8 protein-coding genes are annotated in these 13,273 nt (G+C 53.0%); 6 read left to right on the forward strand and 2 right to left on the reverse strand.

What is annotated here, in order from left to right; genetic code table 11:
• The first annotated feature begins 65 nt into the window (after positions 1-65).
• From M655_RS13855 to M655_RS13880, 6 genes are all read left to right on the forward strand, one after another.
• Complete coding sequence (locus tag M655_RS13855; RefSeq protein WP_026557188.1) at positions 66-1,847, forward strand: ABC transporter ATP-binding protein; 1,782 nt, start codon at positions 66-68, stop codon at positions 1,845-1,847.
• A gap of 2 nt (positions 1,848-1,849) precedes the next feature.
• The gene (locus M655_RS13860; RefSeq protein WP_026557187.1) at positions 1,850-3,637 is read left to right on the forward strand and encodes an ABC transporter ATP-binding protein; all 1,788 of its coding nucleotides are present in this window, start codon (positions 1,850-1,852) and stop codon (positions 3,635-3,637) included.
• A 54-nt stretch (positions 3,638-3,691) separates the two neighbouring features.
• Positions 3,692-4,426, forward strand: coding sequence for a thioesterase II family protein (locus tag M655_RS13865; RefSeq protein WP_026557186.1), 735 nt, complete (start codon positions 3,692-3,694; stop codon positions 4,424-4,426).
• Positions 4,427-4,476: 50 nt separating this feature from the next.
• Entirely contained in the window at positions 4,477-6,069 is a 1,593-nt protein-coding gene (locus M655_RS13870) for an alpha/beta hydrolase (RefSeq protein ID WP_026557185.1), read from the forward strand.
• Positions 6,070-6,232: 163 nt separating this feature from the next.
• Positions 6,233-8,488 carry an ATP-binding cassette domain-containing protein gene (locus M655_RS13875; RefSeq protein WP_007786636.1) on the forward strand — a complete coding sequence of 752 codons (2,256 nt, stop codon included), beginning with the start codon at positions 6,233-6,235 and terminating at the stop codon, positions 8,486-8,488.
• A 102-nt stretch (positions 8,489-8,590) separates the two neighbouring features.
• Positions 8,591-9,448: a class I SAM-dependent methyltransferase gene (locus M655_RS13880; protein ID WP_007786634.1), complete on the forward strand. Its 858-nt coding sequence runs from the start codon at positions 8,591-8,593 to the stop codon at positions 9,446-9,448.
• Between the two features lie 2,317 nt (positions 9,449-11,765).
• Here M655_RS13880 and M655_RS13885 read toward each other — a convergent pair.
• Positions 11,766-12,458, reverse strand: a complete 693-nt coding sequence (locus M655_RS13885; protein ID WP_005836277.1) for a DUF4241 domain-containing protein — start codon at positions 12,456-12,458, stop codon at positions 11,766-11,768.
• Positions 12,459-12,552: 94 nt separating this feature from the next.
• On the reverse strand, positions 12,553-13,260 hold the full coding sequence (deoD, locus tag M655_RS13890) for a purine-nucleoside phosphorylase (protein WP_005836275.1): 708 nt from the start codon (positions 13,258-13,260) through the stop codon (positions 12,553-12,555).
• Positions 13,261-13,273 lie beyond the last annotated feature (13 nt).

Here is a 13,273-nt window from a genome sequence, read left to right on the forward strand (position 1 = left end):
TTCCCCTTGGGAGAAAGCTTTTCCGGGGGGAATCCATCCCTAACATCTTTGGAGAGGAGCCGCACATGATTTTTCCCAAGCAAGATCCCCACGCAAGGAGCACCTCCGCGTTTGGCTGGGCATTGTCGTTTGTCAAGCCTTACCGGATCTGGGTTGTGATCTGCATCGTTGCTTCGGTGCTCGTGGCGGTGGCAGACATTTGGATGGGCATCCTGATTCAAAGCATGGTCGAACATACAAACGACTTTGACAAGCTGGTCAGCATCGCCCTCATCATTTTTTGTCTCACCATCGTCGGTTTTCTCGCAAAATATTTCATTACGTACGCAGCAGCCCGATTCAGCGCAAGAGCCATGCGGGATTTGAAAAACAAAATCGCTGCTCATCTCGAAAAAGTCCCCATGTCCACGATGGATCAATACCATTCAGGCGATCTCGTCTCTCGCCTGACAAGCGATGCGCAACTCTTGCAAAGTTTTTTGCAGCAACATTTTTTCCAACTGTTTTACTTGCCGGTCGTGTTTGCCGGGGCACTGGCCCTGCTGCTGTCGATCCATTGGAAGCTGATTCTTTTCAGCGTCGCGATCCTGCCTGTTGCAATCGCGGTCACAGGGCGGATGAGCAGACCACTGCAAAAGTACGCCGAGCGGATGCAGGAGCATTTGGGGCAAACCAACGCCATTGCCCAGGACACGTTGTCCGGGATTCACATGGTGAAAGCTTTTCAACTGGAAGACGTGATGTACCGCAAATACGCAGCGGGGATGAAACAAGTGCTGCACAACGGGATACAGGCGGAAAAAAAGCGAGCTTTTATGACCGCACCCGGCATTTTGCTGTTTTCGGCCCCGATCCTGTTTTTTGTCGCCTACGGCGGTTACTTGATCCAGACAGGGGAATTGAGCCTCGGCAGCCTGGTCATTTTCAGCTATTTGCTTCACTTTATTATCGAGCCGCTGTCTCTTGCCCCCGTGCTGTTTGCCCAAGTCCAGGAAACGTCCGGAGCAGCCAAGCGTCTGCAAGAAATTTTTTTGCAGCCTGTGGAGCCAGACGATCAGCCAGCCATTCGCATCAATCCACAAGCGGTTCCGGTCGAGTTCGAGAGCGTCACGTTTGCCTATGACACGACGAACATCGTGGAGGACGTCAGCTTTGCGCTCCCCCGCAACAAAACGGTTGCCCTGGTCGGCTCCAGCGGCAGCGGAAAGAGCACCATTCTGAAATTGCTGTGCGGGTTTTACCGACTCGAAGCGGGCAACGGGTGCGTGAAAATGTTCGGGCATTCCTTGCACGACTGGAATACGGCACAGATGCGCAGCTATTTGTCCCTCGTCTCGCAGGACACGACGCTTTTTCCGGTGTCGATTGCGGAAAACATCTCGTACGGCCGGATTCATGCGACGCGAGACGAGATCATTGCTGCGGCCAAAGCAGCCAATGCGCATGATTTCATCATGGAGCTTCCCCACGGCTATGAAACAAAAGTGGGGGAACGCGGCTCTCGCCTGTCTGGCGGACAAAAACAGCGTATCGCTATTGCCCGGGCGATTTTAAAGGATGCGCCAATTTTGTTGCTGGATGAGCCGACGTCAGCTCTCGATACCGAGTCGGAGGCGCTCGTCCAGGAAGCGCTGGAAAATGTGATGCGCGATCGGACGGTGCTGGTCATTGCCCATCGCCTCTCCACGATCAAAGACGCGGATGAAGTGCTCGTCCTCGAACATGGCCGAATCGTCGAAAGAGGCACGCACTACGAATTGCTTGCCCAAGACGGCGTGTACACCCGCTTGTATCAAAAACAGTTTGCCACAAAGGAGCAACGAGCGCTGGCAGCGGAGGGGATATAGGAATGTTCATCCAAAAGTTGGGGCAGGAGCTTCTTCAACTGCTGTCGTTGATGAAAGCCAAAAAGCGCGCGTATTTTTTGGGGCTTTTGGGCGATGGAATCGGGCAAGCCTCGGTTTTGGTCGCGTTGCCATTTGTGTTTAAGGACTTGACCGATTTTGCGCATACAAAAGACCCGGCCCTGCTCACCAGAGCGATCGTCACCATCGCCGCGATGGTTTTGTTGTTCAGTCTCCTGTCGCCCTTTTTTAGCTACATCTATCGGCGCTGCGTTCGCGAGCTGATTGCCGACATCCGGCTGCTTGTCTTTCAGCGTTTGAGCCGATTGCCGTTTGCCTATTATGAACAGCACCATTCGGGCGATACGATGTCGCGGCTGGGCAACGATGTCCAACTGATGGAGCGGGCGTACGGAGAGCAATTGAAAACGCTGTGCATCATTTTGTTGTCACTGATCGGGTCTATCATCGGGATGTTTGCCCTGGATGGAAAAATCGCTACGGTGCTTTTGCTCGTAAGCACGTTGACCTTGTACGTGAATGCGCAGTTTGCTAAGTCCGTGCGGCGCATCGGCGACCAGTTGCAGCAGCAGTTGGGGATCGGAACCGAACGGCTGAGCGATTTTTTGGCAGGCTTGCCCGTCGTCAAAATGTTTCATTTACATAACGTCGTGACTGCCCGCTATACGAAAGCCAATGAAGAAGTGGCTTCGTCGGCCATCAAGCAAGGGCATAAGCACGCGCTGCTGGAAGGGACCAACTTTTTCATCCAGTTTGTCAGCTTCGGCGGAATGCTTGTGGTTGGCATCATGCTGGTCGCCAAACAAATGATCGGACTCGGCGTACTGGTCGCCATGATTCAGCAGCAAATGCTTGTGACACTGGCCTTTTTGCAGCTCGGTCATGTCATCACGACGTTGCAAGGCTCGCTCGCGGGCGCTTCGCGGATCGTCGGGTTTCTCCAGGAGCCGCTCGAACCGGACCAGTACCCGCTCCGTTTCGCCCACGCCGATGATAGCGACAGCATGCTGAAAATGGAGCAGGTCGTCTTCGGATACACCGCCGACACAAAAGTGCTCGATGGAGTATCGCTGCACATCGGACGCGGCCAAATGGCTGCGCTCGTCGGGACGAGCGGCGGCGGCAAAAGTACGGTCATGAAGCTTTTGCTAGGCTATTACCCGCCTGCAGCCGGCTCGCTTTTTCTGATGGGAAAACCGCTCGGACAATACTCGATTGCCGAACTGAGAAGCCTGGTTGCCTACGTGCCGCAGGACGCCTTTTTGTTCGAAGGGACGATTGCAGAAAACATCCGCTACGGTTGCCAGGACGCCACGGAAGAAGATGTCGTGAGAGCGTGCAAAGCGGCCTACGCTCACGATTTCATCCTGGAGCTGCCGGACGGATATCAGACGAGAACGGGCGAGCGGGGCGCGAAGCTGTCGGGGGGACAGCGTCAGCGCATCGCGATTGCCAGAGCGATCCTGAAAAATGCGCCGATTTTGTTGCTCGATGAAGCAACCTCTGCGCTGGATGCGGAATCGGAGTATTGGGTGCAGCAAGCATTGGCGGCTCTCATGCAGGAAAAAACGGTTCTGGTCATCGCGCATCGCCTGTCGACCGTCGAGCATGCGGACATCATTTACGTGCTGCACGAAGGAAAAGTCGTGGAACAGGGGCGGCATGCGGAGTTGCTTGCTCAAAACGGTTTGTACGCCAGCATGTATGAAGTCCAGCAGCGAAAAGACCTACCTGCGCGCGAATGGTCACAGAGCAGCGCCGGCCTCGCATAGCCGTGTTTGGCAACGGGCTACGCTTTTAGGAATCAGGAAAGATGGGGGAAAGAGATGAAGCTGTTTTGCTTTCCGTACGCAGGCGGACTTCCTGGCATCTATTACAGTTGGAAGTCGAGACTTCCGCCCACGTTTTTGGAAATCGACCCGTTTGAGGTGCGCCCGCACCCTCCCCAGCAAAAGCAGGATACGTTCTTGCCAACCTGCTTTTACGAGCTGCTGGAGGACGTGTGCGAACGAATCACGCCCGCGCTTCACGAGACACGGTTTGCCTTTTTCGGCCACAGTATGGGCGGTCTCGTCGCTTTTGAGCTGACGCGAAAGCTGATGCAAAAGGGAGCGCCGTTGCCCGAGCACTTGTTTTTGTCCGCCTCGCGTGTACCGCATGCGTATCACAAGCTCGTAAAGACGTACAACCTGCCGCACGCCGAGTTCGTCGAAGCGTTGCGCAAGCTCGGCGGCACACCAGAAGACGTCTTGGAAAATCCGGAGCTGCTGGAGCTGTTTTTGCCGATCTTGCAGGCCGATTTTCAAGCGGTGCAGACGTATGAAATGAATCCCGCCCTTCCACGCCAAGTGCCTGTGAACATGACGGTGCTGTACGGTACGGAGGATTCGATTGAACCCGAAGATATTTGGACCTGGCGCGACTACTGCGAGCGGGCATGTCGCTTTTACCCGGTGTCTGGCGGTCATTTCTTCCTGCTCCAGCAAACCGGCCCGATCCTCGAAATCATTCAACATGCGCTGAACGAAGAAACCATGGTGCCAATCCATCCCTCTTTCTAGCAAAGCGGGGTGGCACAATATAAATCCTATCTGAAAAGGTTGGTGTTACGATGAAAACGCAAAAAGCTTTGTCCCGCATGCTGGCAGCCGCTACGTTAACGACGGTACTGGTCTGCCCCACTGTCGCAAGCGCAGCGGCTCCTGCTCCGATGCTGCATGACGACAACCCGAACGGCCATTTTGGGGACTGGTACACGGGTGCAATTCCTCCCAACGTCTCCAATGACAAACCCGTGATTCTCTTTGTGCAAGGCTTGCACTCTACCTACAAAACATGGTACACGGAAGACGGATTTTACGATGCGGCCTATAACGCCGGGTATCGTACCGCTTTTGTCCAGTTGAAGGACGCAGATGGCACTGGCGGAAACATGTGGACAAACGGTGCGAAGCTCGCCGAAGTAATCAAAAAAGTGGCAAATTATTACGGCGTTTCGAAAATCAATGTCATTGCGCATTCCAAAGGCGGCATTGACACACAGACCGCGCTCGTCCACTACGGGGCACATCCGTACGTAAACGTGGTCCATCAGTTGTCTACCCCGAACAAAGGGTCAGAACTGGCGGACCTGGCATACAGCAACTGGGCAGGGTGGCTCGCGGATATTCTCGGCAAAAAAGACGATGCCGTGTACTCCTTGCAAACGTCATACATGGCGAATTTCCGTTCCCAGACCGACAACCGTAGCGAAAACGGTTACACGACCACTTACATGTCTGCCGGAACAGGCGACGATGGCTTGTTTAGCGCCACGTGGTTTGCCCATGCCGTTCTTCCCGGCGAAGACGATGGCGCTGTTTCCGTAGATTCGGCTCTCGGCTTGCCTTACGGGATCAAGAGCTTTACGAAAAACATTTCCCACGGGCAAATCGCGAAAGCTTCGCACACGTGGAACCTGGTCGAGCCGAAACTGAAAAAAGCATCCACTGCCCCTCGCGAACAGCCGAACAAAGTAAGCAAAACCAAAACGAAAGCTTCTGCCGCAGAAGAAAGCTCCTTCATTTTGCGCGGCGGCGAAGTGGAGGACAAGGTATTTGAAACGTTTTTCCTGGAGAGCGGCATTGACAAGCTGAACCTCGACACGATGACTGCCTCGAAAGATACGAAGGTGACATTGATTAGCCCGTCTGGCCAGGAGTATGAGGCAGATTTGAGCAAAAAGAGCAACGCAGAGGACGAACCTCCGATTTTCAGCGATGCCGTTCATCATTTCATTGAAGTCGACGAGCCTGAAGCGGGGGAATGGACGCTTGAGGTAGAGGGCGAAGACGATGCGTTCTTCATGGTCGCTTCGATTGAAGGCGGCGAGCGGGCCAAGGTAAAAGCAAGCAAAAAAGTATTCCAGCAGGGCGACAAAGCGAAAATTTCCGTCGAGCTGGGCAACAACGAAATTGATCCGTCCTTGCTGCAAAAAGCAAATGTGACGCGCTCGCTCAACGGCAAAAAGGCGAGTGTGCTCGACCAGGTGAAGTTTGCCATCAAGGGCGAAGAGCTGACTGGCAATTTTACGGTCCCAACCAAGCCGGGCGTGTACAATCTGTCTTTTGACGTAACGGGCATCAATGAAGACGGCGAGCCATTTACCCGTTCGATCAACTACAATTTTGCGGTAACCGATGACGATGGTGAGTTAGAGAAATAAGCTGCGGCAAACGATGGACGACCCTTTTTACAGGGTCGTTTTTTTCTGTGTCGGCCTTCTCTTCCCGGGGAGAAAAAGCATGTCCGGCTCGACTATGGATGCACGAGGAATGGTACAATGGGAAGATGAGTCAGAAACTACCAGTAGCGGGAGGGTGTTACGCATGAGCGAACCGAATCAGGAGTATATCGTCATCTCGGGTGCGCGGGAAAACAATCTCAAAAACGTATCGTTGCGCATTCCCAAACGGAAGATTACGATTTTCACCGGGGTATCCGGGTCCGGCAAATCTTCCATCGTGTTCGATACGATTGCCGCAGAATCGACGCGCTTGCTGAATGAGAACTTCAGCATGTTCGTGCGCAATTTCCTGCCGCGCTATCCGCAGCCGGATGCAGACGCAATCGAAAACTTGAGTATGGCTGTCATCGTCGACCAGAAGCGGCTGGGCGGCGGTTCGCATTCCACGATGGGCACGATTACCGATATTTCTCCCATTCTCCGCCTGCTTTTTTCGAGGGTGGGGCAGCCGTATGTCGGACAAGCGCATATGTTTTCGTTTAACGATCCGCAAGGGATGTGCCCGGAGTGCAACGGGATCGGCCGCAAATTGGGCGTCGATATGAGCAAGGCGATCGACATGTCCAAGTCGCTGAACGAAGGGGCGATCATGCTGCCGGACTATAAAGTAGATAGCTGGGATTGGACGTTGGTCGTGCAGTCAGGCTCGTTTGACCCGGACAAAAAGCTGCGCGATTACTCGGCGGAGGAACTTGAGCAACTGCTGTACGGCAAAGCGAGGAAAGTGAAGCTGGACTTCGCCGGAAAGGCGACGAACATTACCGTGGAAGGCGTCATCGAGAAGTTCACCAACAAGTACATCAAGCAGGACGTGAAAACGAAGTCCGAACGCACCCAAAAAGCGGTCGCCCCGTACATTATCGAAGGGCCATGCCCTAGTTGCCGCGGCGCAAGGCTCAGCCAGGCCGCGCTCAGTTGCAAAATCAACGGGCGCAACATCGCGGACATGTCTGCCATGGAGGTCGGCCAGCTCATCCGCGTCATCCGGGAAATTGACGACGCCACCGCCGCCCCGATCGTCAAGTCGCTGACAGAGCGGCTGCAGCATCTGGTCGATATCGGGCTGGACTACTTGACGCTGGACCGGGAGACCGATACGCTGTCCGGCGGCGAGTCGCAGCGCGTCAAGATGGTCAAGCATTTGAGCGGCAGTCTGGTGGATGTCACTTACATTTTCGATGAGCCGAGCGTTGGCTTGCACCCGCGCGATGTCCATCGGTTAAACGGCTTGCTGCAAAAGCTGCGCGACAAAGGCAATACCGTCATCGTCGTCGAGCATGACCCGGATGTCATCAAGGTAGCCGACCATATCGTCGACGTCGGGCCTCACGCGGGCAGCCGCGGCGGCAACATCATGTACGAAGGCAGCTTCCAGGGTCTGCTGGAGTCAGGCACCCTGACAGGCACGCACATGAAGCGGCCGCTGCAGTTGAAGCAAGATTGCAGGCAGCCGTCCGGCAATCTTTCCATTAAAGAAGCTACTTTGCACAATTTGCAAAACGTGAGTGTGGACATTCCCACAGGCGTGCTGACAGTCGTGACGGGTGTCGCCGGCTCAGGCAAAAGCACGCTCATTAACGAAGTATTCCTCCGCCAGCATCCGGACGCCATCGTCATCGACCAGTCGGCAGTAGGCGTGTCGACGCGCTCGAATCCCGCCACCTACACAGGGATTATGGACGATGTGCGCAAGGCGTTTGCTTCCGCGAACAAGGTCAATCAAAGCTTGTTCAGCTTCAACTCCAAAGGCGCTTGCGAGAACTGCCAGGGGCTCGGGGTCGTGTACACAGACCTGGCCTTCCTTGAGAGCGTGAAGCTGCCGTGCGAAGTATGCGGCGGCAAGCGGTTCAAGGAAGAGGTGCTCGACTACAAGCTGAACGGCAAGTCTATCGCAGATGTACTGGAAATGACAGTGGAGCAGGCGTTGGACTTTTTCGAGCTAAAAGAAGTCGTCCGCAAGCTGCAGGCGCTAAGCGATGTGGGGCTGAACTACATTACGCTCGGCCAGCCGCTCAGCACGCTCTCGGGCGGGGAATGCCAGCGCATCAAGCTGGCCAGCGAGCTGCATAAAAAGGGCAGCATTTACGTCATGGACGAGCCGACGACAGGACTGCACATGTCAGATATCGGCCACCTTTTGGAGATCATGAACCGCCTCGTGGATGCGGGCAATACCGTGATCGTCATCGAGCACAACCTCGAAGTCATCAGCCAGGCGGACTGGATCATCGACATGGGGCCGGACGGTGGGAGCAAAGGCGGCCAGGTTGTGTTTGAGGGCACACCGTCGCAGATCGTCCATGCGGAGCAGTCGATCACGGGGAAGTATTTGCGGTAAGGCGGAGATGAGGGAGCTTTCATCCATCGTAAAAAAACTAGCTCAGATAGCCACAGGTTTCTAATGTTTTGTCAAACAGTCATGAAAAGGAGAGCTTATATCATGCCAGACAAGCAAAAGACAATCCCGGACAACACGGCGGTGCGAGTCGCATTGTGGCGGGCATTGCACGTCCGGCTCGACTCCGCACCACATGTGCTTGCAGACGAAGTTGGCCTGCAACTGGCGAACCCGGACGCCGATTGGCGCCAGCGCCCCGATATGGACCCGCAGTTCTCGCGCAGCTTCCGGGCGTCTATCGTAGCTCGTGCCCGCTTCGTGGAGGATCTCGTCAGCGAACAAGCCGATCAGGGCGTCACGCAATACGTTATTCTCGGTGCAGGTCTGGACACTTTTGCCCAGCGTCGCCCGGAGATCGCCGCGAACATCCGCGTCTTCGAAATTGACCAGCCCGAGACACAGGCATGGAAGCGGCAGCGGCTGCTGGACCTTGGCTTTGGTATCCCGGAATGGCTGCGGTTCGTCCCGGTAGACTTCGAGGCAGACCAGTCCTGGCTGGAGCAGCTTAAGGCTGCCGGCTTCGACCCGAGCCGCCCGGCTGTGGTCGCCTCGACTGGCGTTACCCAGTACCTCACAAAAGACGCCATTGCCGCCACTTTGCGCCAGGTAGCGACGCTCGAACCTGGCTCCACGCTGGCGATGACGTTCCTTTTGCCGATGGAGGCCACAGCTCCCGAGGTCCGTTCCGGATTTGCCACATCCGCAAAGGGCGCGCGTGCAAGCGGAACCCCGTTCATCAGCTTTTTCACGCCGCCGGAAATGCTAGCTTTGGCCCGCGCGGCCGGGTTCCGGGAAGTTCAGCACGTGTCTGCAAGCGAGCTTGACCAGCGGTATTTTAGCGGTCGAGCAGATGGGCTGCGGTTGCCTAGTGGAGAGGAGTTTCTTCTAGCGAGTACTTAGGTTAGGCTGTTGGGAAAATGTGCGAGTCGGCTGCACCGTGCAGGGAGATACATCTGCACTTTTTCCTTTGCCAAAAGCAAGGTGTAGGATAAATACCTATGCCTTGCTTTTTGATTTCACCTTTTTGGCTCGCAGGAAAAGCATGCGCTTGCCGCAATGCGATATTTGTCCCGCGATAGCAGGAGCGCACAAAGGGCTAAAGATGTTGCGCGGCGACGTTTTGTTCCGCCTCTGGAAACAACTGCACATCGAGCTGGTCATGTTATAATTACTCTTGGCCACCGATTTTTTCTGGCAACGTACATGCAAGGGCTATCTCCAAATGGACCAGTTCGTTCAATGTAATCAAATTGGCGAACGGGCGCATGTGCAAATGTTTGCTCAAACCAACCAATTATCCTTTCATTTGTAATTAGTTCTATATCTACAATCAGAAGTTTGGTATTCCGCAAAAAAGTGTGCCTCTTCCTTACTTTGTTTCATCATACCGGAATCTACTGACTATTGTCATAATTGTCAAATAGGAGAGTTGTATTCCGTTTTCCACGAGCAGTCAAGCTTTTTGGGGGAAATTTTTACGCCGATCTTTTCCGTTTTTGCAGTTGTCGAGGCGGCAAGACAAGAGATCACGAGGGCCAAGGTTTCGGGTGTTTATCAAACCGTCATTTTCAGCGCTATCCGCTTAAACTCCTGAGCGGAAAGGCAATCCGGCAAAAGCGACGCCAAACCGAGGGAGCCGAACAGGGGAGAGAGGAGCATCAAACAACCAGGTGGAGGAGTCCGTTGCGAGGATTAGAGTTACTAACCATCAGCCAAGAGCAAGGGGGGCAATTCGGGAAGTCGAATTTTATTTGAAGCTGGGGGCAAAATGCCAACCCGTGGTGAGGGACACGAACATCAAACAAAAATGATTAGATTTTGATTCAATGATGAGCGAAACTCATTTCGTTTTCCTTTCAGTTCATAAAACAGCCATTTCATGAACTGAAAGGAAAAATTGAAACTTTGACTGTGGAGGGCTACTACTTGGTTCTTCTGACGTCGACAAAAAGCATTACTGACAACTGTTTATCGTTACTGACAATTTCTCATAACTTACAACACGCTATTAACATGCAATCCCATTGCGAATCTGGATATAGCATCAAACTAAGCAAAATCTATGGACGGAACCATAAATTTAAGCCATACGCAGTTATTGGAGCTGCTGCTGCATACTTAACACACTTAAATCGTACATAATCAGCACACATCATCCAGCGTAACCACACCCATGCATTTCTTGCTCTTTTTATAAGTTTACATAATATATATTATCGGACTCAAAATAAAATGGAGAAAGCAGCAGTTAGATGCGCTAACCTATTGCCTGTTTGCGTTACAAGAGCTACACAACTTGGATTGGCTACTAGCCGACGAACTTAGAGTTCCTGCATAGATGAGTCTTAAACCACCAGACACCACACGAATTATTTGCAACGTCCAAACGTCCAGTTCATCTAATACGATTAATACGATGCGTTTCCACGAATCGACCTTATCAGCACAGATGCAAATCAACAGCGACACATAACAAGCGATCGCCAACTGCGCATTTGCGCATTGCGGATTAAGCAACGTAATCAGCAGCAAACAGCAAACTTCGCAAACTTAACATTAACTTCAATGAACAAACCTCAATATCCGTTATCATCCGTTATCCGTTAGCAACCTGCATACATCAGTTAACATACGCTCAGACGAAATTTTCATTTGACAAAAATGACAAAAAGCATGTTCTGACAATAAGCCACATCAGCAACCTTCCACCAAACTCGACCATTCCCTTCAGATACTCGCACTCGGGTCCCACATTCGGCGCGCGGTATTTTCGCTGCCTGAAAACGGTCAGTAGACCACATGCGATGCGAAAAAGCTCCAGTCAAAATTCACTATAAAGTAACTTTTTAAGTATTATATAAAATTGTATTTACATTTATTGGAAATTATTATATAGTATAATCGAGATCACTATACCTAAAAATTCAAATTCACCCACCTGGAGGTCCCGACATGACGAAAAGCAAAACAAACTCGACGGCAACCGCCACCCGTTCCCAAAAACGCTCCTACGAAGACACCTTGAACAACCTGGCCCACTACCTGAAAAAAGAAGCCAAGAAAAAGTAAACATAAAAGAGTGCCCAAAAATAGCGGCACTCTGTTTTGACGTATATGAACTATGAACATTCCTTCCCCTTCGCCCTATCCTTCGCTTCCCTTCTCCAGATCAGAAGATATGAAGATATAAAGATAAGACTCCAAGAGGACTCCCACCTTACTCTCCTTCTTGCCCTTCCATCCAATCCACCAAATAAAAATCCGTCAACAGCCGAACGATTTGCCCGTCTGCGTCATAGCCGATATAGCTCGCGTAGCTGCCATCGCCCCAGCCGCTGGAAAACATCGCGATGTTGCACCCATCCCCCATATCTTTGACGAGCCAGCTTCTCGTATGCTTGTACGTCTGATCCATTTCCGCCATCAACGCCTCGGAAAATGCCTCATCCTGCTCCAAACGGCTCTCCAGGCGCTTGCACGCCTTTTCGTCCATAAAAGCGCCCGTTCCGGCGTCCACGCCGTAGCCGAAAAACTCATTGGCGGCGAGCTGCGTCACATCGGAATTTTCCCAGACAGCCATTTTCCAGCTAGCGACCGGCCTGTCGGCAAAAACGATCCGGGCCAGCGCGACGCGCTCATCCGGCTCCATTTCCCCTTGTGTCGCACCTGCCGCGTCCAAAGGCGTTACCTGGGCGATCGCAAGCTGCACCGGAAACGAGCCTGTCGGAAATGTTTCGGTAAACGGCTCGGTTTCAAACATGACGAGCGGATCGTTAGCGACGATTTTTCCCGTTGGCACCTGCAACTGGCCAATCTCCTGGGGCACCAGGCGGTATTCGTAGTTATGCTGCTCCGTGCGGAAGCCTTCTGTAAACGCTGTTTCGAAAAAATCCGGGTAATGCTGTCTCAAGCTTCATTCCTCCCAGCAAAGCGATATAGTGAGCGACAGAATGGAAGCAACCCACTGTCACGTGTTGCCAGCGGGTTGTCAGTCTTCGCGATGGTTATTTGGTTAAGGCTGCGTCCAGCGCCACTTCAATCATTTCGTTGAAAGTCGTTTGACGCTCCTCGGCCGTCGTTTCTTCCCCGGTCAAGATATGGTCGCTTACTGTCAAAATGGACAAGGCGTTGCGCTTGTACTTGGCAGCGAGCGTGTAGAGCGCGGAAGACTCCATTTCTACGGCGAGCACCTGGTAGCCGGCCAGCTTTTTGTACAGGTCAAAATTCTCGCGGTAGAAGCTGTCGCTTGTGAAAATATTGCCGACCTTCACTGACAGGTTGCGCTCGGAAGCGACTTGGTAAGCTTTGTGCAGCAGGTCGAAGCTTGCTGTCGGGGCAAAGTCAATCTGGTTGAACAGCAGGCGATTGACTTGCGAATCAGAAGAAGCGCTCATCGCAATGATGACGTCGCGCACCTTGATGTCCTCCTGGATCGCTCCGCACGTGCCGACGCGAATCAGGTTTTGCACGCCGTAAGATTCCATCAGCTCGTTGACGTAGATCGAAATCGAAGGCACACCCATGCCTGTCCCTTGTACGGATACGCGCTTCCCTTTGTATGTACCTGTAAATCCGAGCATGCCGCGCACTTCGTTGTAGCATTCGGCACCTTCCAGGAAGGTCTCGGCAATGTATTTGGCCCGCAGCGGATCGCCTGGCAGCAAAATGGTGTCCGCAATTTGGCCTTGCTTGGCTCCGATATGTATGCTCATAATCGCTTGCTCC

This window comes from Brevibacillus sp. NSP2.1 (assembly GCF_000470975.2).
Lineage (GTDB): Bacteria > Bacillota > Bacilli > Brevibacillales > Brevibacillaceae > Brevibacillus > Brevibacillus agri.

Bases quoted from the DNA above. Each gene is read 5' to 3' on its own strand.
- M655_RS13880 (WP_007786634.1), top strand. From the start codon at position 8,591: ATGCCAGACAAGCAAAAGACAATCCCGGACAACACGGCGGTGCGAGTC.
- M655_RS13870 (WP_026557185.1), top strand. From the start codon at position 4,477: ATGAAAACGCAAAAAGCTTTGTCCCGCATGCTGGCAGCCGCTACGTTA.
- deoD (WP_005836275.1), bottom strand. From the start codon at position 13,260: ATGAGCATACATATCGGAGCCAAGCAAGGCCAAATTGCGGACACCATT.
- M655_RS13875 (WP_007786636.1), top strand. From the start codon at position 6,233: ATGAGCGAACCGAATCAGGAGTATATCGTCATCTCGGGTGCGCGGGAA.
- M655_RS13855 (WP_026557188.1), top strand. From the start codon at position 66: ATGATTTTTCCCAAGCAAGATCCCCACGCAAGGAGCACCTCCGCGTTT.
- M655_RS13860 (WP_026557187.1), top strand. From the start codon at position 1,850: ATGTTCATCCAAAAGTTGGGGCAGGAGCTTCTTCAACTGCTGTCGTTG.
- M655_RS13865 (WP_026557186.1), top strand. From the start codon at position 3,692: ATGAAGCTGTTTTGCTTTCCGTACGCAGGCGGACTTCCTGGCATCTAT.